This window comes from Massilia sp. Leaf139, assembly GCF_001424165.1.
Taxonomy (GTDB): domain Bacteria; phylum Pseudomonadota; class Gammaproteobacteria; order Burkholderiales; family Burkholderiaceae_D; genus Telluria.
This window is the reverse complement of sequence record NZ_LMOJ01000025.1, coordinates 334,934-354,764: the sequence shown is the minus strand read 5'-3', so window position 1 is coordinate 354,764 and position 19,831 is coordinate 334,934. Positions and strand designations below refer to the sequence as shown.

Annotated in this window: 20 protein-coding genes; 8 read left to right on the top strand and 12 right to left on the bottom strand. The window is 64.2% G+C overall.

The window, feature by feature from the left end:
• Nucleotides 1-13 precede the first annotated feature (13 nt).
• The 3 genes from ASF77_RS19355 to ASF77_RS19345 form a co-directional block, all read right to left on the bottom strand.
• Nucleotides 14-772, bottom strand: coding sequence for a gamma-glutamyl-gamma-aminobutyrate hydrolase family protein (locus ASF77_RS19355; RefSeq protein WP_056343161.1), 759 nt, complete (start codon nt 770-772; stop codon nt 14-16).
• Between the two features lie 193 nt (nt 773-965).
• Nucleotides 966-2,342, bottom strand: a complete 1,377-nt coding sequence (locus ASF77_RS19350) for a heavy metal sensor histidine kinase (protein WP_056343155.1) — start codon at nt 2,340-2,342, stop codon at nt 966-968.
• On the bottom strand, nt 2,339-3,031 hold the full coding sequence (locus tag ASF77_RS19345) for a heavy metal response regulator transcription factor (protein WP_056343152.1): 693 nt from the start codon (nt 3,029-3,031) through the stop codon (nt 2,339-2,341). Before ASF77_RS19345 ends, ASF77_RS19350 begins: the two co-directional genes overlap by 4 nt.
• A gap of 115 nt (nt 3,032-3,146) precedes the next feature.
• Here ASF77_RS19345 and ASF77_RS19340 point away from each other — a divergent pair, with 115 nt between their 5' ends.
• The 5 genes from ASF77_RS19340 to ASF77_RS19320 all read left to right on the top strand — a co-directional run bounded on the left by ASF77_RS19340 (nt 3,147) and on the right by ASF77_RS19320 (nt 7,812).
• The gene (locus tag ASF77_RS19340; protein WP_056343143.1) at nt 3,147-3,635 is read left to right on the top strand and encodes a heme-binding protein; all 489 of its coding nucleotides are present in this window, start codon (nt 3,147-3,149) and stop codon (nt 3,633-3,635) included.
• Between the two features lie 22 nt (nt 3,636-3,657).
• Complete coding sequence (gene uraH, locus ASF77_RS19335) at nt 3,658-4,068, top strand: hydroxyisourate hydrolase (RefSeq protein ID WP_056343140.1); 411 nt, start codon at nt 3,658-3,660, stop codon at nt 4,066-4,068.
• 78 nt (nt 4,069-4,146) lie between these two features.
• Nucleotides 4,147-5,601, top strand: a complete 1,455-nt coding sequence (locus tag ASF77_RS19330; RefSeq protein WP_056343138.1) for an NAD-dependent succinate-semialdehyde dehydrogenase — start codon at nt 4,147-4,149, stop codon at nt 5,599-5,601.
• Between the two features lie 13 nt (nt 5,602-5,614).
• On the top strand, nt 5,615-5,926 hold the full coding sequence (locus ASF77_RS19325) for a hypothetical protein (RefSeq protein ID WP_082493909.1): 312 nt from the start codon (nt 5,615-5,617) through the stop codon (nt 5,924-5,926).
• Between the two features lie 167 nt (nt 5,927-6,093).
• Complete coding sequence (locus tag ASF77_RS19320; protein WP_056343133.1) at nt 6,094-7,812, top strand: carboxylesterase/lipase family protein; 1,719 nt, start codon at nt 6,094-6,096, stop codon at nt 7,810-7,812.
• A gap of 245 nt (nt 7,813-8,057) precedes the next feature.
• On the opposite strand, the gene ASF77_RS19315 is transcribed toward ASF77_RS19320, so the two are convergent.
• From ASF77_RS19315 to ASF77_RS19285, 7 genes are all read right to left on the bottom strand, one after another.
• Nucleotides 8,058-8,432 (bottom strand): nucleotide pyrophosphohydrolase, encoded by a 375-nt coding sequence (locus ASF77_RS19315; protein WP_056343130.1) that lies wholly within the window; start codon nt 8,430-8,432, stop codon nt 8,058-8,060.
• Nucleotides 8,429-9,106, bottom strand: coding sequence for a carbonate dehydratase (gene can, locus ASF77_RS19310; RefSeq protein ID WP_056343122.1), 678 nt, complete (start codon nt 9,104-9,106; stop codon nt 8,429-8,431). The genes ASF77_RS19315 and can overlap by 4 nt, the downstream gene beginning before the upstream one ends.
• Nucleotides 9,107-9,250: 144 nt before the next feature.
• A complete protein-coding gene (gene dnaJ, locus ASF77_RS19305; protein ID WP_056343119.1) occupies nt 9,251-10,378 on the bottom strand; it encodes a molecular chaperone DnaJ in 1,128 nt (375 codons plus the stop codon).
• Nucleotides 10,379-10,481: 103 nt separating this feature from the next.
• Nucleotides 10,482-12,425, bottom strand: a complete 1,944-nt coding sequence (gene dnaK / locus ASF77_RS19300; protein ID WP_056343113.1) for a molecular chaperone DnaK — start codon at nt 12,423-12,425, stop codon at nt 10,482-10,484.
• 99 nt (nt 12,426-12,524) lie between these two features.
• A complete protein-coding gene (gene grpE, locus ASF77_RS19295; RefSeq protein WP_056343110.1) occupies nt 12,525-13,070 on the bottom strand; it encodes a nucleotide exchange factor GrpE in 546 nt (181 codons plus the stop codon).
• Nucleotides 13,071-13,612: 542 nt separating this feature from the next.
• A complete protein-coding gene (gene hemH, locus ASF77_RS19290) occupies nt 13,613-14,716 on the bottom strand; it encodes a ferrochelatase (RefSeq protein ID WP_056343106.1) in 1,104 nt (367 codons plus the stop codon).
• A 130-nt stretch (nt 14,717-14,846) separates the two neighbouring features.
• On the bottom strand, nt 14,847-15,275 hold the full coding sequence (locus ASF77_RS19285) for an organic hydroperoxide resistance protein (RefSeq protein WP_056343101.1): 429 nt from the start codon (nt 15,273-15,275) through the stop codon (nt 14,847-14,849).
• Between the two features lie 152 nt (nt 15,276-15,427).
• Here ASF77_RS19285 and ASF77_RS19280 point away from each other — a divergent pair, with 152 nt between their 5' ends.
• The 3 genes from ASF77_RS19280 (at nt 15,428) to ASF77_RS19275 (ending at nt 17,140) form a co-directional block, all read left to right on the top strand.
• Entirely contained in the window at nt 15,428-16,669 is a 1,242-nt protein-coding gene (locus ASF77_RS19280) for a diguanylate cyclase (RefSeq protein ID WP_162244872.1), read from the top strand.
• Between the two features lie 149 nt (nt 16,670-16,818).
• A complete protein-coding gene (locus ASF77_RS25130) occupies nt 16,819-16,950 on the top strand; it encodes a hypothetical protein (protein ID WP_267875211.1) in 132 nt (43 codons plus the stop codon).
• On the top strand, nt 16,940-17,140 hold the full coding sequence (locus ASF77_RS19275) for a hypothetical protein (RefSeq protein WP_056343096.1): 201 nt from the start codon (nt 16,940-16,942) through the stop codon (nt 17,138-17,140). Before ASF77_RS25130 ends, ASF77_RS19275 begins: the two co-directional genes overlap by 11 nt.
• Nucleotides 17,141-17,199: 59 nt before the next feature.
• Here ASF77_RS19275 and recN read toward each other — a convergent pair whose 3' ends face one another.
• Together recN and ASF77_RS19265 are read right to left on the bottom strand one after the other, a co-directional pair.
• Nucleotides 17,200-18,864 (bottom strand): DNA repair protein RecN, encoded by a 1,665-nt coding sequence (gene recN, locus ASF77_RS19270; RefSeq protein ID WP_056343094.1) that lies wholly within the window; start codon nt 18,862-18,864, stop codon nt 17,200-17,202.
• Between the two features lie 30 nt (nt 18,865-18,894).
• The gene (locus tag ASF77_RS19265; RefSeq protein WP_056343089.1) at nt 18,895-19,797 is read right to left on the bottom strand and encodes an NAD kinase; all 903 of its coding nucleotides are present in this window, start codon (nt 19,795-19,797) and stop codon (nt 18,895-18,897) included.
• Nucleotides 19,798-19,831 lie beyond the last annotated feature (34 nt).

Below are 19,831 nucleotides of genomic sequence, written 5' to 3'. Positions count from 1 at the left end.
TTGGTGCAGGCGTTCATGATCGGCCCTGTTTCTTGGCGCGGTAGTCGCGGCAGGCCTGGCCGAAGGCGCCGAACATCTTCATGGAATACGGATTGTGCGTGATGCGCCATTCGGGGTGCCATTGCACCGCCAGGGTAAAACCGGGCGCGGCGCCGACCGAGAAAGCCTCCACTAAACCATCTTCCGCGACCGCTTCGACCACCAGGCCGGGGGCCATTTCATTGACGCCCTGCCCGTGCAGCGAATTGACGGGAATTTCGTTGGCGCCAACGATCCCGTGCAGCATGCCGCCCGGGGTCAGCATGATTTTATGCGCGTCGCCGTATTGTTCGTCCATGCCGAGTTCGGGGTTCTCGCGGTGGTCGAATTTGCCTTCCACCATCTGCACCGCCTGGTGCAGCGAGCCGCCGAGGGCCACGTTCATCTCCTGGAAACCGCGGCAGATCGCGATGATCGGAATGCCCCGTCCGACGGCCGCGCGGATCAGCGGCAAGGTCGTTTCGTCGCGCGCCGGATCTTGCGGCAGGGACGGATCGAGCACCTCTTCCGAGTAATAGCTGGGGTGCACATTCGAGGCCGAACCGGTGAGCATGATCCCGTCGCACAGCTGCAGCATGGTTTCCAGGTCGAGATCCTTGCCGAGCGAAGGCAGGATCATGGGTGCGCAGTCGGCGCCAAGGACGATGGCGTCGACATACTTGTGCTGGGCCGCGTGATACGGGTGTTCGCCGAAATCACGCGTGCATGCTGGAACGATGACGATGGGGCGCATGGGTGTCTACCTTGTCGTGGGCGCACTGAGACCATCATACGAGCAATCTGGTCAGAGCGCGATAGGCCATTAATCCAGATCAAACACGAAGCGGATACCTCGCAAACGTCGTGCCGATCTGCTAAACAATTCGCGGTTTCATAGCAAAAGGGTAACGTTAACTGAAGAAGGGTGCCAACACAGCAGGCCAGAGCTAGTTCACAGGAAATAACAGGACGAAGCTGACCGTTCCCGGCGCCGTGCGCACTTCCGCCCGGCCGCGATGCAGGGCCATGATGGCGCTGACGATCGACAAGCCGAGCCCGGTCGATCCCGCGCCTGTGCTGCGCGCCGCGTCGGCCCGGTAGAAGCGCTCGAACAGGTGCGGCAGGTCGTCCGCCCCGATCGGGTCGCCCTGGTTAGTGACGATCAGTTCGGTATGGCCCGCGCGCACATCGGCCGCGAGCGTGACGGTCGTGCCCGGATGCGCATGGCGGATCGCATTCGACAGCAGGTTCGCCAGCGCTCGCCGCAGCAGCTGGGCATCGGCCTGCACCGTGCCCGCGCCGCTGCAAGCCAGGCGCACCTCGCGCTCCTCGGCCATGCCTTCGAAGAATTCTGCAACGCGCGCGAATTCCTCGCCGATCTCCAGCGTCTCGCGCACCGGCACCACGTCTTCCTGCTGTGCCCGCGCGAGAAACAGCATGCTGTCGATCATGCGCGCCAGCCGTTCCAGCTCCTCCACGTTCGAGACCAGCAATTCCTCGATCTCGCCCGCGCTGCGCGGCTGGGCCAGCGCCACCTGCATCTGGACGAGCAGGCTGTTGACCGGCGTACGGAACTCATGCGCGAGGTCGGCCGAGAACCCCGACAGCCGCGTGTAGCCGTCATGCAGGCGCACCAGCATGGCGTTCAGTGCGGCGATCAGGGGCTGGAGTTCGCGTGGCGCCTGGGCGCCGTCGATCTGGCTGTCGAGCCGGCCCGGCCGCACCAGCGCGGCGTGCGCGGCGATCGCCCGCAGGGGCCGCAGGCCGCGCACCAGCATCAGCGCCGCCAGCAGGCCGGCCAGCAAGGCCGCGCCGGTACAGCCCAGCACGATCTGGTTGCGGTAGCGCGCGAACATGGCGCTGCGGTCGGCATAGACCCGCGCCACCAGCACCCGCACGGCGCGCTCATCGCCCAGGCGGGCGCTGCCGGAAATGACAGCGGCCGGTGCGCCGGCGCGGCTGCTCCAGGCCAGGATCGGCGTCTGCATCACCCCATCGGCGAGCGATGGCAGCGGGTAGCGCTCGCCCGCTGGGTTGATGTCGAGCAGCAAGCGGCCATCCGCATCGAGGATGCGCACCAGCGCATTTTCCTGCCCGCTCATCGTGTCGCGGAAATATTGCGGACGTTCGTGCAGCAGCGCCTGCGCGTCCGGCGTGGCAAGCAGCTGCTGCACCTGGCGCAGCTTGCCGCGCAGGGCGATCTCGTCGCGCCGCACGATTTCGCCGACAAAGGCGTGGTACAGGTACAGGCCCAGCCCGGCCGCGCTGCTGGCCACGATCAGGATCAGGGCGAGACTGACGCGCAGGGTCAGCGAGCCCTTCACGCGGACGGCTCCGCCTGCACTTCGCAGACATAGCCCATGCCGCGCCTTGTATGGATCAGCTTGCTCGCATAGGGATCGTCGATCTTGCGGCGCAGGCGCCGGATGGCGGCGTCGATGACGTTGGTGTCGCTGTCGAAGTTCATGTCCCATACCGCCGAAGCGATCAGCGAGCGCGACAGCACCTGGCCCTGGCGCCGTGCCAGCAGGTGCAGCAGATTGAATTCCTGGGCCGTCAGCGAGATCGGCTCGCCTCCCCGCTTCACCCGGCGGGCGATGACGTCGATCTCCATGTCGCCGACGCGCAGGGGCTCGTCGTCGCGCGCCGGCCCGCGCCGCAGCAGGGTGCGGATGCGCGCCAGCAGCTCGACGAAGGCGAAGGGCTTGACCAGGTAATCGTCGGCGCCCAGTTCGAGCCCCTTGACGCGATCCTGCACTTCGTCGCGCGCAGTCAGGAACAGAACCGGCAGCCGGGCCGTCGCCGGGCCAGCCCGCAAGGCGGCCAGCACCTCCCAGCCGTTCATGCGCGGCAGCATGACGTCGAGCACGACGAGATCGACCGCTTCCTCGCGCGCGAGATGCAGTCCGTCCTGGCCGTTGCGCGCCAGGCTGGCCGTGAAGCCGGACTCGCGCAGGCCGCGCTGCAGGTAGTCGCCGGTCTTCGGCTCGTCTTCGATGATGAGGATGTGCATGGCTGCATTCTAAGCCGCAGGCGCGGCCGCGAACATGACGGAATTGTCATCTGGCCGTCACGTGCGCGTCGGGAGCGCGGCCCTACAGTAACGGCTCCACCGACGAAGGAGCACCATGTTCAAGCCCGCCCTGGCGCTGTGCGCCGCCCTGCTGGCGCAGCCGGCCGCCGCCCTGCCCCATCTTCCCGACCTGTCGCTCGCTGCGGCCAACGGTGCCGCCGCCGCCGCGGTCGAGGCCTGCCGCAAGGAAGGCCGCGCCATTGTCGTCGCGGTCGTCGACCGCGGCGGCAACCTGGTCGCCCTGCAGCGCGCCGACGGCGTCGGCCCGCACAACACCGAGGCCAGCCGGCGCAAGGCGTACACCGCCTTGTCGACCCGCAGCGCCACGCTCGAGCTGGCGCGCAAGGCCGCCGCCGACCCCGACGCGCGCAACCTGGCGCACCTGCCCGAGCTGCTGCTGCTGGGCGGCGGCATTCCCCTGCGCGCCGAAGGCCAGGTCGTCGGCGCCATCGGCGTGGCCGGCGGCGGCGGGGCCGCCAACGACCATGCCTGCGCGCGCGCCGCCATTGCCGCGAGCGCCGCGTTCGAAGCACCCGTCCACTGATTTTTTAACAGGAAAGCCATCCATGAAAACCCTCTCCCGTATCCTCCTCGGCGCCACCCTGATGGGCGCGTCCCTGCTTGCCGCCGCGGCCGACAACCCGCTCAGCGTCCACATCCTCGACCTGCAAAGCGGCCAGCCTACGGCCGGCGTCGGCGTGACCCTCGAGCAGCGCAGCGGCGCCGAGTGGCGTGTGCTGGGCAGCGCCGTAACCGACGCCCAGGGCCGCGTGCGCGCCCTGCATCCGGCCGGCCAGGCTTTGGCCAAGGGCGCCTACCGCATCGTCTTCAAGACCGGCGAACACTATGCCCGCCTGCGCCAGCCCACCTTCTTCGACCAGATCCCGGTCGAATTCAAGGTCGAGGACACGTCCCAGCACTACCACATTCCCCTGCTGCTGAGCCCTTACGGCTACTCGACCTACCGCGGCAACTGAGGCGCGCGGCGGGGCGGGCGGCGCGAAAAAGGTCTACCATGGGAAATCGAACCGACCAGAATCCGAGCGAGGAACCCCATGCTGAACCTGAAAGACCCGACCCTGCTGCGCCAGCAAGCCTATATCGACGGCGCCTGGTGCGACGCGAATGAATCCGCCACGGTCGACGTGATCAACCCGGCGACCGGCGAAAAACTGGGCACGGTGCCGCACATGGGCGCGCAGGAAACCCGGCGCGCGATCGAAGCCGCGGCTGCGGCCTGGCCGGCCTGGCGCAGGAAAACCGCGCGCGAGCGCAGTCTCATCCTGCGCAAGTGGAACGACCTGATGCTGGAAAATGCCGACGACCTGGCCCTCTTGATGACGGCCGAACAGGGCAAGCCTCTGGCGGAAGCAAAAGGCGAAGTGGCCTACGCGGCCTCCTTCTTCGAGTGGTTCGGCGAGGAAGCCAAGCGCGTCGCCGGCGAGACGATCCAGTCGCCCTGGCCGGATCGCCGCATCGTCGTGACGAAAGAGCCGATCGGCGTCTGCGCCGCCATCACGCCCTGGAATTTTCCCGCCGCGATGATCACCCGCAAGGTCGCCCCGGCCCTGGCCGCCGGCTGCCCGATCGTGCTGAAGCCGGCCGAGCTGACGCCGTATTCCGCGCTGGCGCTGGCCGTGCTGGCCGAACGCGCGGGCGTGCCGAAAGGCGTGTTCAGCGTCGTGATCGGCGATGCGAAAGCGATCGGCGCCGAGATGACGGGCAATCCGCTGGTACGCAAACTCAGCTTCACGGGCTCGACGGCGGTAGGCCGCCTGCTGATGGAGCAATGCGCGCCGACGGTCAAGAAGATCTCGCTGGAACTGGGCGGCAACGCTTCCTTCATCGTCTTCGACGACGCCGACATCGACGCCGCCGTCGAAGGCGCGATCGCCTCCAAATACCGCAACGCCGGCCAGACCTGCGTCTGCGCCAACCGGATCTATGTACAGGACGGCGTCTACGAAGAATTCGCGCAGAAGCTGGTGGCCGCCGTGGACAAGCTGAAAGTCGGCAATGGCGTCGAGCCGGGCGTCAACCAGGGCCCGCTGATCGAAGAGAAGGCGGTCGTCAAAGTCGAGCAGCACATCGCCGACGCCCTGGGCAAAGGGGCGCGCCTGCTGCTGGGCGGTAAGCGCCATGCGCTCGGCCACAGCTTCTTCCAGCCGACCGTGCTGGCCGACGTCACGGCCGAGATGGCGGTGGCGCGCGAGGAAACCTTCGGGCCGCTGGCGCCGCTGTTCCGTTTTACGACCGAAGACGAGGTGATCGCACTGGCCAACGGCACCGAGTTCGGCCTGGCCTCGTATTTCTATTCGCGCGACATCGGCCGCGTCTGGCGCGTCGCCGAGGGGATCGAGACCGGCATGGTGGGCGTGAACACGGGCCTGATCTCGACCGAAGTCGCGCCCTTCGGCGGCGTCAAACAGTCCGGCCTGGGACGCGAAGGCTCGATCTACGGGATGGACGACTACCTCGTCGTGAAATACATCTGCATGGGCGGCGTGTGAAGGGCCGCGTCGAATGACTGACGACCCGATGGCGCGGGTGGTCGACGCGCCGCTGTTCATCGTGCCGCGCGTGCTCGACGCCCTGCGCGCCTATCGGGAGGGGGCCGCACCGCCACTGCCGGGGCTGGACGCGCTGACCGAGCGCCTGCTCGCCGGCGTGGCCGCGCATCCGACCAAGTGGTGGGTACTGCGCCAGTTCCAGAAGACCCTCGATGCCGTCGCCGACGACAGCTTGCGCGTGCTGTTGGCCGTGGAACTCGAGCGGCTGATGGACATTCTCGGCATCGCCAGCTCTGACGGCATCCTCGGTATCGATCGCCGCTAAAGGGGGCCGATTCGGCGCCGTTCCGCGCCACCTCATTCACCGCGCATGATCCAGCGCCGTCCTCGCTCCACGCTGTTCAATTACCCGCTATGATCAATTGATCTACATCACATTGAGATGTGGCCGCCCGGTCACGCCGCACAACAGCCAAAACGAGGAAACACGCAGTGAACAAGACAGCGCCGCATCCCATCAAAACCCTGCTCGCATCGAGCGTCGTCCTGCTGCTGGCCGCCTGCGGCGGCGATTATTCGGATCCGAGCAGCGCCATGGATGTCGTGCGCACCGCCGGCGGCGAGGTGCGCGCCGTTGACCGCCTGGGCATGCGCAGTTATTTCGCCATCCCGTTTGCCGCACCGCCGGTCGGCGAACGCCGCTGGACGGCGCCGGTGCCGCCGCAGCCGTGGACGACGACCCTGGCCGCGACCCGCTCGGCCGCGCCCTGCCTGCAGACCAGCGCCAGCCCCTTCCGCCTGTCCGGCGACAGCGAGGATTGCCTCTACCTCGACGTACACGCGCCCACGGGCCTCGGCCCCTTCCCGGTCATGGTCAACCTGCACGGCGGCGCTTTCAATACGGGCGGCACCTCGGTCTATGCCGATCCTTCTCCCCTGGTGACCAAGGGCGTGATCGTCGTGAACGTCGCCTACCGGCTCGGCGCCATGGGCTTCCTCGCCCACCCTTCGCTCGCTACCGACGGCACCGCCGGCAACTACGGCATCATGGATCAACAGGCAGCCCTGAAATGGGTACAGGACAATATCGTACAGTTCGCAGGCGACAAGAACAACGTCACCGTCTTCGGCGAATCGGCCGGCGGCTTCAGCGTGATGACCCACCTCGCGTCGCCCGGCTCGCGCGGCCTGTTCAGCAAGGCGATGATCCAGAGCGGGAACTACGGCAACGACCGCCAGCTCAGCGCGGCGCAGATGGCAGCCGCCAGCGGCGCCATCGTCGACACCGCGATCAACGCGGCGCGCACTGCCGGCGTCGGCGGCATCGCCTGCGCGCCGGGCGCCGTCACGGCCGCCTGCCTGCGCAGCCTGCCCGACGCCGTGATCCGCACCCACCTCGCCAATGCCATCAGCACCGCCTTGCCGATCATGGTGCCTTCGGTCGACGGCAAGGTGCTGACGAAATCCGTCAAGGCGACGTTTGCGGCCGGCGAGAACATCAAGGTGCCGACCGTGAACGGCGCCAACGAGGACGAATACGCGCTGTATATCGCGATCAACGAAGCCGGCCGCCGCGCTGCTGCGACGCCGCCCAACTTCGACCCGGCCAACACCAGCTTCGCGCTGCCGGCCGCAGGCTATGCGCCGACCATCGCCGGCCTCACGGCGGGAACGGGCCTGAACGTCAACGACGTCATCAACAACTTCTATCCGCTGTCGAATTACGGCAGCAATCCGGCCACCCAGCCGAGCCTGGCGGCATCGAGCCTGGCGACCGACCTCGGCTTTTCCTGCCCCGCCCTGCGCACCTCCCAGCGCATCGCCGCCCAGGGTTCGCCGGTGTGGATGTACGAATTCCGCGACCAGACCGCCCTGCCGACGGTGGGCGTGGCCAACGGCAGCTATTACCTCAGCTTCCCGCAAGGCGCCGCCCACTCCTACGACCTGCAATACCTGTACAACCTGGGCGACCTGAGGAACGACGAACGGCGCCAGCTGCAGGCCGCGATGACGCGCTACTGGACGAATTTCGCCAAGACGGGCAACCCGAACAGCGGCGGCGAGGTGCCGGCGAACTGGCCGGCCCTGACCACGACTTCGTCCGCCGTACTCGGGCTGGACGTGGCGTCGGGCGGGGGCGTGAAGGTATTGACCAGCTTCGATGCGGATCACAAGTGCTCGACGGCGTGGAGCAGGTTGGTGACGTTCTAGCGTAACGCGTGGGCTCGGAGCGTCCGTAGGGTGGGCTCTCCGAGCCCACGCGTTACGGGCGTGCGCAGAACCGACGACGTGAATATCAAGATTTTTTTGAACGCCGCGGGGCGATATGCCGCGGCCAACGCAGAGTCGTGATGTGCGTCACGCGTGGGCACGGGGTGCCCACCCTACGTTACTAACACGTGGGCTCGGTGAGCCCACCCTACGGTACTGGACTTATTTTCCCCGTTCACCCTACTTCATACATCCTTGTACTCGTGGTACTTGCGCGCATCGCCGCGCACTTTATCGGCCGGGTACTTGGCGCGGTTGAGGATCATCTTTTCCTCGACCGCCGCCATCAAATCGACATCGAGCTTGTCGGCCAGGCGCACGAGATACACCAGCACGTCGGCCATCTCGTGGCGCACTTGGGTCAGCTTCTCAAGCCCGAGTTCCTCGATGCGACCGTGCTGGAGCCACTGGAAGTGTTCCAGCAGCTCGGCCGCTTCGACCGCCAGCGCCGACGACAGGTTCTTCGGCGTATGGAACTGATCCCAGTCGCGCTCGTCCACAAACACGCGCACCAGCTCGCGCAGGCGGGCGAGTTCGCCCTGCCCGGCGGCGTCGCTCACAGCTCTTCCCCGCGGTCGCGGTAGCCGTCCAGGACGACGGCCAGCTTCGGCGCGATTTCGTCGAAGCTGCTGACCGTGATGCCGAGGTCGCGCAGCAGGCCGTCATGCACGCCGTAGACCCAGCTGTGGATGGTTAGCGGCTGGCCGCGTTCCCAGGCGTCGCGCACGATGGTCGTGTGGGCGACATTGATGACCTGCTCGGCAACGTTCAGTTCGACCAGGCGATTGGTCGCCGATACGCCCGCCACGTTGCCGAGGTATTTGCCGTGCTTGTCGCGCACGTCGCGCACGTGGCCGAGCCAGTTATCGGCCAGTCCGACGCGGGTGTTGGTGAGCGCCGCCTGCACGCCGCCGCAGCCGTAGTGGCCGCAGATGATGATGTGCTTGACCTTCAGGACGTCGACCGCGAACTGCAGCACGGAGAGGCAGTTCAGGTCGGAGTGCACGACCACGTTGGCGATATTCCGGTGCACGAACAGCTCGCCCGGCGCCATGCCGAGCAGTTCGTTGGCCGGTACGCGGCTGTCGGAACAGCCGATCCACAGGTATTCCGGCGCCTGCTGCGAGGCCAGGTCCTTGAAGAAGCCGGGGTCTTCTTCGACCATCGTCGCCGCCCATTTGCGGTTGCGCTCGAAGAGGTCGGCCGCTGTCAGGCCGGTCGGTGTTTTCGCCATTCAATTCTCCTGCTGAGGCAGGCCGCCAAAGCGCCCTGCCGTGGTTTTCTGTCAGTGATACGTATTGTAAACGCAACATCAAAAGCGCACGGCGCAAAAAAACCGCCGGGGACTTGCGCCACCCGGCGGTTTCTCTGTGCGGTCTTACTCGAAGAAGTCCTTGACCTTGTCCATCCAGCCCTTGCTTTGCGGGCTGTGCTTGGCGCCGCCTTCGTTGGTGAGACGGTCGAACTCGCGCAGCAGGTCTTTCTGCTTTTCCGTGAGTTTCACCGGCGTCTCGACGATCATGTGGCAGAACAGGTCGCCGGCATAGCCCGAGCGCACGCCCTTGATGCCCTTGCCTTTGAGGCGGAAGGTCTTGCCGGTCTGGGTGCCTTCCGGCACCGTGAACGACACCTTGCCGGTCAGCGTCGGCACTTCGATTTCGCCACCCAGGGCCGCTTTCGAGAACGAGATCGGCATTTCGCAATGCAGGTCGTCGCCTTCGCGCTGGAACACGGCGTGCGGCTTGATGTGGATCTCGACGTACAGGTCGCCCGACGGGCCGCCATTCGTGCCCGGTTCGCCGTTGCCGGTCGAGCGGATGCGCATGCCGTTGTCGATACCGGCCGGAATCTTGACTTCCAGCGTCTTGTTGCGCTTGATGCGGCCGGCGCCCGAGCAGGCGGCACACGGTTCCGGAATCATCTTGCCGCTGCCGTGGCACTTCGGGCAGGTCTGCTGGATGCTGAAGAAGCCCTGCTGCATGCGCACCTGGCCGTGGCCGGCGCAGGTGGTGCAGGTGACCGGCTGGGTGCCCGGCTTGGCGCCGCTGCCGTGGCAGGTATCGCACTTGTCCCAGCTCGGCACGCGGATCGTCGTGTCGAAGCCATTGGCGGCCTGTTCGAGCGTGATCTCGAGGTTGTAGCGCAGGTCGGCGCCACGGTAGACCTGGGGCCCGCCACCGCCGCCGCGGCCGCGTCCGCCGCCGAAGATGTCGCCGAAGATGTCGCCGAAGGCGTCGCCGAAACCACCGGCGCCGAAGCCGCCGCCACCGCCCATGTTCGGATCGACGCCGGCGTGACCGTAACGGTCATAGGCCTCGCGTTTTTCCGGATTGGTCAGCATCTCGTAGGCTTCCTTGACCTCCTTGAACTTCTCTTCCGCTTCCTTGTTGTCCGGATTGCGGTCAGGGTGGTACTTCATCGCCAGCTTGCGATACGACTTCTTGATCTCTTCTTCCGAAGCACCCTTTGCGACCCCAAGGATCTCGTAAAAATCACGCTTTGCCATTTGGCACCTTGCTGTTATCTACTGAATCGAACTGTCTGAGCAAAAAAGCCGAGCCGCGTACCTGGTGGCTACGTCGGCTCGGCCGTGTCACGCGATGACGAAATTACTTCGCGTCTTTGACTTCTTTAAAGTCGGCATCGACGACGTCGTCAGCCTGGGCCGACGCGTCCGCACCGCCAGCCTGCTGGCCACCGTCGGCACCCGCGCCGCCAGCCTGCTGCGCCTGCATGTCGGCGTACATCTTCTCGCCCAGCTTCTGCGCGGCGGTGGTCAGTGCGGCCGTCTTGGCTTCGATGTCGGCCTTGTCGCCCGACTTGATCGAGCCTTCCAGGTCGGTGATCGCGGCTTCGATCTTTTCCTTCTCGCCCGCGTCCAGCTTGTCGCCGTATTCGGTCAGCGACTTGCGGGTCGAGTGCACCAGCGCGTCGGCCTGGTTGCGCGACTCGGCCAGTTCCTTGACCTTCTTGTCTTCTTCGGCGTTCAGCTCGGCGTCCTTCACCATCTTCTGGATTTCCTCTTCGGTCAGACCGGAGTTCGCCTTGATGGTGATCTTGTTTTCCTTGCCGGTGGCCTTGTCTTTCGCGCCGACGTGCAGGATGCCGTTGGCGTCGATGTCGAAGGTCACTTCGATCTGCGGGGTGCCGCGTGCTGCCGGCGGGATGCCCTCGAGATTGAATTCGCCCAGGCCCTTGTTGCCGGCCGCGATTTCACGCTCGCCCTGGTAGACCTTGATGGTCACCGCCGGCTGGTTGTCGTCGGCGGTCGAGAACACCTGCGAGAACTTGGTCGGAATCGTGGTGTTCTTGTGGATCATCTTGGTCATCACGCCGCCCAGGGTTTCGATACCCAGCGACAGCGGCGTCACGTCCAGCAGCAGCAAGTCCTTGCGGTCGCCCGACAGCACCGAACCCTGGATCGCGGCGCCGACAGCGACGGCTTCGTCCGGATTCACGTCCTTGCGCGCATCCTTGCCGAAGAACTCTTTCACTTTTTCCTGCACCTTCGGCATGCGGGTCATGCCGCCGACCAGGATGATGTCGTCGATGTCGGTGACCTTGACGCCCGCATCCTTGATGGCGGTGCGGCATGGCTCGATCGTCTTGGCGATCAGTTCCTCGACCAACGATTCCAGCTTAGCGCGGGTCATTTTCAGGTTCAGGTGAACCGGCGCGCCGTTCGCCATGGCGATGTACGGCTCGTTGATTTCGGTCTGCTGCGACGACGACAGTTCGATCTTCGCGCGCTCGGCCGAGGCCTTGATGCGCTGCAGGGCGATCGCGTCCTTCGACAGGTCGAGGCCGTTGATCTTCTTGAATTCGTCGATGATGTAGTCGATGATGCGCTGGTCGAAGTCTTCGCCGCCGAGGAAGGTGTCGCCGTTGGTCGACAGCACTTCGAACTGCTTCTCGCCGTCCACGTCCGCGATTTCGATGATGGACACGTCGAAGGTACCGCCGCCGAGGTCATACACGGCGATCTTGCGGTCGCCCTTGTCGGTCTTGTCCAGGCCGAAAGCCAGCGCGGCCGCGGTCGGCTCGTTGATGATGCGCTTGACGTCCAGGCCCGCGATGCGGCCGGCGTCCTTGGTTGCCTGACGCTGCGAGTCGTTGAAGTAGGCCGGCACCGTGATGACGGCTTCGGTGACTTCTTCGCCGAGGTAGTCTTCGGCGGTCTTCTTCATCTTGCGCAGGATTTCAGCCGACACCTGCTGCGCGGCCAGCTTCTTGTCGCGCACGCCGATCCAGGCGTCGCCGTTGTCGGCCTTGACGATCTGGTACGGCATCAGGCCGATGTCTTTCTGAACTTCCTTCTCGTCGTACTTGCGGCCGATCAGGCGCTTGACGGCGAACAGGGTATTTTTCGGATTGGTGACAGCCTGGCGCTTCGCAGGTGCACCGACGAGGATCTCGCCATCTTCCTGGTAAGCGATGATCGACGGCGTGGTACGCGCGCCTTCCGCGTTCTCGATGACCTTTGGCTGGCCGTTTTCCATGATCGCGACGCACGAATTGGTGGTGCCCAGGTCGATACCGATGATTCTGCCCATGATTATTTTCCTTTAGATGCTAAGTTTCGGATGATGTGGAATATTGGGAAAAACTGCGTGCTTTCAAGGGTCTTTGCCTATCAGCACAGGATGTTTTTCTTATTTTGCCTGTGCTGCGGTAACGATAGCCGGACGCAAAAGGCGATCGGAGATCATGTAACCCTTTTGCAGCACGCTGACCACGGTATTGGCTTCCTGGTCGGCCGGCACGACGGCCACTGCCTGATGCTTGTTCGGATCGAGCTTGTCGCCTTGCTGCGGCATGACTTCGACCAGACGGTTCTTCTCGAAGGCGGCGGTCAGCTGCTTGAGCGTCATCTCGACGCCTTCCTTGATCGACTCGACGGTCGGCGCTTCGACCTTCAAGGCCATTTCCAGGCTGTCGCGCACCGGCACCATGGCTTCGGCAAAGCTTTCGATCGCGAACTTGTGCGCCTTGCTGACATCTTCCTGGGCGCGGCGGCGGATGTTCTCGGCGTCGGCCTTGGCACGCATGAACGCGTCATGCATTTCAGCCAGCTTGGCTTCGGTCGCGCTCAGCTGTTCTTCGAGGCCGGGTTCACCGTTTGCCGAAGCGGCCTGAGCAGCAGGAGCAGCTTCGCTCTCCGGCTGGGGAATCACCTCTGGATTTTCTTGATCTTGCATCGAAAACACTCCTGAAATCAAATACTTGGCTGAATAATGAGACGGACACACTCGTCGTACAGCGCCGCATATGGGGCGATCTCCTACAAATTCAAGGGGTATTGCACAAGCGTCAGCAGAAAGTCTGACAACATTTGTTACAAGATTTACCGATGAGGTAATTCTCCCTGCAGCCGGAAGCTCTACCATTCTTGTAACGCATCAAAAGCGTGCAAAGAACAAGAACCAAGGCAAGGGAGCCGTCATGAAATTGAAGATGATCAGCAGCGCCGTCGTGGTCTACACCGCGCTTGCAGTCGCGTGCATTTGCTACGCCGGGGTGTAGGCACGCCGTCGAAACATGCCATTTTAGCAGGTCGGCGAAGCCGACCGGGAGGCTGGGCTGGACAATAGTCCGGAAGACGATCGTCCAGCCCAGTGGTGAAAAGTAGTGCCCGATAAGCCATGCCAGTGCCGGCAATCGAGATCCGTAGGGTGGGCGGGTTTCCCGCCCACGCGGTGATAGTTAGATTCGAATATACCGCGCCGGTACTGGTGGCCTGTCACGCCCCCAGCCGCAGCGCATGCTCGCGCCCCACCTCCGCATCGCGCCGCTCGGCCTCGCGCTGCGCCGCACTGACGATGGTCGGCCAGCCGATCAGGTGCTGCTCGGCAATCTCGGCCATTCCCACGATCCAGCTCGGCGCCTCGTTCAGGCAGGGAATATAGTGGAATTCCTTGCCGCCGGCGCTTTCGAAATCGTGTTTCACTTCCATCGAAATCTCTTCCAGGGTTTCCAGGCAGTCGCTGGTAAAGCCCGGACAGATCACGTCCACCCGCCCCACGCCCTGGCGCGCCAGTTCGGCCACCGTCGGCGCCGTGTACGGCTGCAGCCACTCCGCCTTGCCGAAGCGTGACTGAAAAGTGACGACGTATTCGTCGGGCGCCAGGCGCAGGCGCGCCGCCAGCAAGCGCGCCGTCTTCTGGCATTCGCAATAATACGGGTCGCCCAGCAGCAGCGTGCGCTTGGGCACGCCATGGAAACTCATCACCAGCTTCTGGCCGCGGCCATGCGCTTCCCAGTGCGCCAGCACGGTGTCGTGCAGCGCGTCGATATAGCCGTCATGGTCGTGGTAGTGCTTCACCAGGCGCAGCTCGGGGACGTTGCGAATGTTCTTATAGTGGGCAAACACGGCGTCCCAGATCGAGCCCGTGGTCGTGCCCGAATACTGTGGATATGCGGGCAGCACCGCGATGCGGTCGCAGTTCTCCGCCTTCAGTTCGTCGAGCACCTGGGCCAGCGAGGGCGAACCATAGCGCATCGCCATTCGCACCTGCACGCCTTCGTGGCCGCGTTCTTCCAAGGCTTCGGCCAGCAGGTTCGCCTGCTTCTGCGTGTGCACCTTCAACGGAGAACCTTCGCGCGTCCAGATCATCTGGTATTTCTTGGCCGATGCGCCGGAGCGGAAAGGCAGGATGATCCAGTTCAGGATGAACCACCACACCAGCCGCGGAATCTCGACCACACGCGGATCGGACAGGAATTGCTTCAGATAGCGTTTCACCGCCGACCGGGTCGGCGCGTCCGGCGTGCCGAGGTTGACGAGGACGATGGCGCTACGGGCAATCGCACCGTGGGTGTGAACAGGTTCTTTTCTGAAAGGCATGGGCAAGCAGGAGGCGGAACGGGCCTCCATTATATGGGCGTCGCCTACGGCCTCGAGCGGATATTTATGAACAGCGAATTAAGCCAGCCGTTCGGCAATGTCGGCGCCGCGGCCGGCTGGCTTGACGCCGTCAGGTCGTGACCTTCAGGCGTACGTCGATGTTGTTGCGCGTGGCATTCGAATACGGGCAGACGATGTGGGCCTTATCGACCAGCTCCTGCAACTGCTGTTGCTCCATGCCGGGGCCGTGGACGGTCAGGTCGACTTCGATGCCGAAGCCGGTCGGGATCTGGCCGATGCCGACCTCGCCCGTGACCGTCAATTCTTCCGGCAGCTTGACCTTGGCCTGGCCGGCGACGAATTTCAGCGCGCCCAGGAAGCAGGCCGAATAACCGGCCGCAAACAGTTGCTCGGGATTGGTACCAGTAGCGCCATTTCCGCCCAGCTCTTTCGGCGTTGTCAGTTTGACGTCCAGCACGCCGTTGTCGCTGCGCGACGTGCCTTCGCGGCCGCCCTGCGAAGTGGCTTTCGCGCGGTACAGGACTTTATCGATGCTCATGCGATCCTCCGTTGTTGGGTTGGAGGGAGATTGTGGCAGATGCGGCGGTGGCAGAGCGCTCGCCAGACCCATTTACGCGCATCGCGACCGCCACACGGGAGGATGAATCTACTGAACGGCCTCTGCTTATGACGCATACTCCAAGATGGGTAGTGCATCTTTCGAATAGCTTTCTCATTGTCAAATCAATGACTGTCGATGAGCCAACATTAACGACTGTACTCGGCCTGGTATCTCTGGCCGGGAGCGCACTTTTCTTTGCGCTCGGCGCATTCGCCCGTGACATCGCTGGGGTTCGCTTCTGGGCCATTGGTTGCCTTGCGATCGGCTTTGCCACTGTACTCGACGGCCCCCGATTGATCTCGAATTGGCAATGGGCTTCCCTGTTATTCAATATTCCCTTCAGCATAGGACAGGCGTATATGTTTGTCGGGGTGCTGGATTTTTGCATGCGCTTTCACGGCAGGCAGTTGTTGCCGGCCTTGTCTGTGATGGCGATCGTGCTGACGATTGCATTCACATTGGTTTATCCGGAGACGACCTGGCGGATTACGACCTTGAGTGTTTATCAGGCCACCCTGAATTTTGCGACCGCTTGGGTTTTGTTTCGACACGGCGATGCTTTTTCACGGCGCGCGTTTCTCGCTGCCGCCACCGTGGCGCTGCTGCAAGGCTTGTCCGCACTCGCACAGGCCGGCCTGGTCAGCACCAGTTCCCTGCAGTTCGATTATGGCGCGCCGCAGCTTCCGATCGCGAACACGATCAGCTGGGCCGGCTCCCTGCTCAGCGCCGTCGTCGGCAATTCCATTTTGATGTTGCTTATCATGCTGCGCCTCGTCGCAGAGCTGAGCGCTGCCGCGGAGCGGGATGTGCTGACCGGATTGCTCAACAGGCGGGGCATGCGCAAGAAATTCGACGATTTGCTTGCGCCGCATTATGAATCTAAAGACACCATCGGCGTCCTGTTACTCGACATCGATGAGTTCAAAAAAATCAATGACAGGTATGGTCACGAAGTAGGCGACCAGGTGATTGCCACATTCGGCAGGGTATTGCTTGAAATGGACGTATCGAAAACGAGCGTGTCCCGTTGGGGTGGCGAAGAGTTTTGCGTCGTCGCCGAGGCAACCACCTCGCGATCCCTGATCGAACTGGCCGAGTCGATTCGCCTTCAGTTTGTGCTCAGCACTGCCGCACTTCCCGGACTACCGCACGGATGTACGGTCAGTATCGGCGCGGCGATGAATCATTCACCGGCGACGCTGGACGTACAGGGTCTGCTTGCACGAGCGGACGCTCAGCTTTATCTTGCGAAGCGAAAGGGCAGGAACCGGGTCATGATGGCTGCCTCCGATCACGGCGGGAAGGATCTGACAGCGGCGGTTCAGCCGTAGGGCTAGGCATGCGCGGCATCGCCAGGTCTTGTCGCATTGTGAGATTTCCGATCGGGTGACATTTCGTAACGCTTCTTACAGGCGGGGCACTAGGTAAGACTCCCGACTTCGTTTGTAATGGCGCGATTGCCCAAACCGGACTCAGTGCCATGACGAATCTTCAGGTCTTTGCAACGCCCGCCACGGTGCGCTGCGCTCCCGGCGCCATGGCGCTTTTCCTTCCCATCAAAGCCGACCGTGTGGTGACGCTGCTAGCCGGGATCGCGCATCGTGTCGAATAAATTCGAGGACGACCTGGATCGCAGCTACGCCCGCGCCGATCAGAAAATGTCGAAGCGCGTCTACACGGCGCAGTTCGTTTATCGGGTTTTCGGGCCGGCCGCGGCCCGGATATTCATGCGTGTCATGCAGGTCGATGGCGCTGTCGCCGCCCGGGTGTTGCGGTCGCCGCTGGCCAGGCTCAGGAGATAAGATGCGGCCGGCATCGAAACACCGGCCGGCCCATTTCAGCGCCCACAGCGTTCACGCGGTCAGGAGGCCAGCAACTCGCGCGCGTGCTTCCTCGTCGTTTCGGTGATCTCGATTCCACCAAGCATGCGCGCCACTTCTTCCACGCGCGCGCGGTTGTTGAGCACCTCGATGCGCGAGACCGTGCGGCCCTCGCCCGTTGTCCCCTTGGCCACCTGGAAGTGCTGGTTCGCCTGGCTCGCCACTTGCGGCAGGTGGGTCACGCACAGCACCTGGCGTTCCTGGCCCAGGCGTTTCAGTAAGCGTCCGACCACTTCGGCGACGCCGCCGCCGATGCCGCTGTCGACCTCGTCGAAGATCAGGGTCGGCGTGGTGGTGGCGTTCGAGGTGATGACGGAGATGGCCAGCGAGATGCGCGCCAGCTCGCCGCCAGAAGCGACTTTCGCCAGCGGGCGCGGCGCCACGCCGGCGTGACCCGCGACCAGGAATTCGACGACCTCTAAACCATGCGCGCCCGGCTCGGCCGGATTAAGGCCGACCTCGAAGCGCCCGCCGCCCATGCTCAGTTCCTGCATGGCGTTGGTGACCTGCTCGCTCAGGGCGCGGGCGGCGTGCATGCGTCGGGTCGACAAGCGTTCGGCGACCTTGCGGTAGGCCGCTTCCGCCTTCGCCTCCTGGCGTTTCAGACCTTCCATGTCGCTGGCATCGGCCAGCTGGCGCAGCTTGGCGGCCAGCGTCGCGTGTTCCTCGTGCAGTTCTTCCGGTGTGACGTGGTACTTGCGCGAGGCGCTGTGCAGCGCGTCCATGCGCGCGTCGACTTCGCGCAGGCGCGCCGGGTCGAGCTCGACCTTGTCGATATAGCTGTTGAGCGCGTACACCGCTTCCTGCAGCTGGATGCGCGCCGGCTCCATGCAGTCGAGCACGGTTTGCAGTTCGGCGTCGACGTCGACCAGCTTGCCGAGCTTGGTGTTCAGCGAGCTCAGCTGCGAGAGGATCGGGTGATCCGATTCGGAAATCGCGGCCAGCGCTTCCTGCGCGCCTTCGATCAGGCTGGCGGCGTGCGACAGGCGGCTGTGCTCGTTCGTGATCTCCGTCCACTCGCCCGCTTTCGGCGCCAGCTTGTCGAGTTCGCTTACCTGCCATTCGAGGCGCTCGCGCTCGATGAGGACGTTCTTCGCGTTGGTTTCGTATTCCTCGCGCTGGCGCGACAGCGCGCGCCAGGCGCGCCAGGCCAGCGCCACTTCCTGCGCCTCGGCCGCAGCTAGCGGGTCGCGCACGGCGATCTGGTTGTCGAGCAGGGCGCGCTGGGCGTCGGATTTCAATAGGGACTGGTGCGCGTGCTGGCCGTGGATGTCGACCAGCATTTCTCCCAGTTCGCGCAACTGGCCGGCGGTGGCGGCGATGCCGTTGATATAGGCTTTAGAACGGCCGGCGTTGTCGATCACGCGGCGCAGCAGCGCCCCGCCCTCTTCCACCGCGAATTCGTTCTGTTCGAGCCAAGTGGTCGCGGCGTCGGTCAGCGCAAAGTCGGCCGTGATGTCGGCCTTGGCCGCGCCCTCGCGCACCATGCTCGCTTCGCCGCGCCCGCCCAGGGCCAGCTGCAGCGCATCGATCAGGATCGATTTACCGGCACCGGTCTCGCCCGTGAAAACCGAGAAGCCGCGGGCGAATTCGAGTTCGATGGCGTCGACGATGACGAAGTCGCGGATGGTCAATGTGCGCAGCATGAAAGAAGGGGTCTCCCGGGATTGATGGTTTTACTTGAGCTTGCCGTCGTTCGACGGATATTCGTGCCAGTGCAGCTTTTCGCGCAGCGTGTGGTAGTAGCTCCAGCCTTCCGGATGCAGGAAGGTGATGGTGTTCGGCGAACGCGAGATGACGATCTCGTCGCCATGCTGCAGCGAGGCGAAGGTTTGCATGTCGAAGTTCACCGAGATGTCGCGTCCGCTGACGATTTCGACCACGATCTCGCTGGTGTCGGGGATGGCGATCGGCCGGTTCGACAGCGCGTGCGGGGCGATCGGCACCAGCACGATGCCTTGCAGGCTCGGGTGCAGCAGCGGCCCGCCGGCCGACAGCGCGTAGGCGGTGGAGCCGGTCGGCGTCGAGACGATCAGGCCGTCCGAGCGCTGGTTGTACATGAAGTGGCCGTCGACCGTCACGCGCAGTTCCGCCATGCCGGCGCCGCTGCCGCGGGCGACGACGACGTCGTTGACGGCCACGCCGCAATAAATCATCTCGCCGTCGCGCATCACGCGCCCTTCCAGCAGCGTGCGCTTTTCGGCGGTGGATTTGCCTTGCAGGATCTCACCGAGTGCCGGCAGCATGCGCTCGACCGGAATGTCGGTGATGAAACCGAGGCGGCCGAGGTTGATGCCGATGAGGGCGATGTCGTATTTGGCGAGCTGGCGCGCGATGCCGAGCATCGTGCCGTCGCCGCCCATGACGATGACCAGCGGCACCTGCGCACCGATCTCGGCGACCGTCATGGTTTCGATGTTCGGCATGCCGAGACCGGCCGCGGTATCGGCCTCGAACACGACGCGGTGGCCGGCCGCCTGGAGGAAGGCGACGATGCTCGCCACCGGCTCTTCGATGCCGGCCGTATTTTGCCGCACCACCAGCGCGATGATCGATTGCGAATCAGGTGTAGCGGGCATAAAGGTCTCTCGGCGGTGGATGGGCGAACACGCT

Bases quoted from the DNA above. Each gene is read 5' to 3' on its own strand.
- ASF77_RS19355 (WP_056343161.1), bottom strand. From the start codon at position 772: ATGCGCCCCATCGTCATCGTTCCAGCATGCACGCGTGATTTCGGCGAA.
- ASF77_RS19345 (WP_056343152.1), bottom strand. From the start codon at position 3,031: ATGCACATCCTCATCATCGAAGACGAGCCGAAGACCGGCGACTACCTG.
- ASF77_RS19340 (WP_056343143.1), top strand. From the start codon at position 3,147: ATGTTCAAGCCCGCCCTGGCGCTGTGCGCCGCCCTGCTGGCGCAGCCG.
- uraH (WP_056343140.1), top strand. From the start codon at position 3,658: ATGAAAACCCTCTCCCGTATCCTCCTCGGCGCCACCCTGATGGGCGCG.
- ASF77_RS19330 (WP_056343138.1), top strand. From the start codon at position 4,147: ATGCTGAACCTGAAAGACCCGACCCTGCTGCGCCAGCAAGCCTATATC.
- ASF77_RS19325 (WP_082493909.1), top strand. From the start codon at position 5,615: ATGACTGACGACCCGATGGCGCGGGTGGTCGACGCGCCGCTGTTCATC.
- can (WP_056343122.1), bottom strand. From the start codon at position 9,106: ATGGCGAAAACACCGACCGGCCTGACAGCGGCCGACCTCTTCGAGCGC.
- dnaJ (WP_056343119.1), bottom strand. From the start codon at position 10,378: ATGGCAAAGCGTGATTTTTACGAGATCCTTGGGGTCGCAAAGGGTGCT.
- dnaK (WP_056343113.1), bottom strand. From the start codon at position 12,425: ATGGGCAGAATCATCGGTATCGACCTGGGCACCACCAATTCGTGCGTC.
- grpE (WP_056343110.1), bottom strand. From the start codon at position 13,070: ATGCAAGATCAAGAAAATCCAGAGGTGATTCCCCAGCCGGAGAGCGAA.
- hemH (WP_056343106.1), bottom strand. From the start codon at position 14,716: ATGCCTTTCAGAAAAGAACCTGTTCACACCCACGGTGCGATTGCCCGT.
- ASF77_RS19285 (WP_056343101.1), bottom strand. From the start codon at position 15,275: ATGAGCATCGATAAAGTCCTGTACCGCGCGAAAGCCACTTCGCAGGGC.
- ASF77_RS25130 (WP_267875211.1), top strand. From the start codon at position 16,819: ATGACGAATCTTCAGGTCTTTGCAACGCCCGCCACGGTGCGCTGCGCT.
- recN (WP_056343094.1), bottom strand. From the start codon at position 18,864: ATGCTGCGCACATTGACCATCCGCGACTTCGTCATCGTCGACGCCATC.
- ASF77_RS19265 (WP_056343089.1), bottom strand. From the start codon at position 19,797: ATGCCCGCTACACCTGATTCGCAATCGATCATCGCGCTGGTGGTGCGG.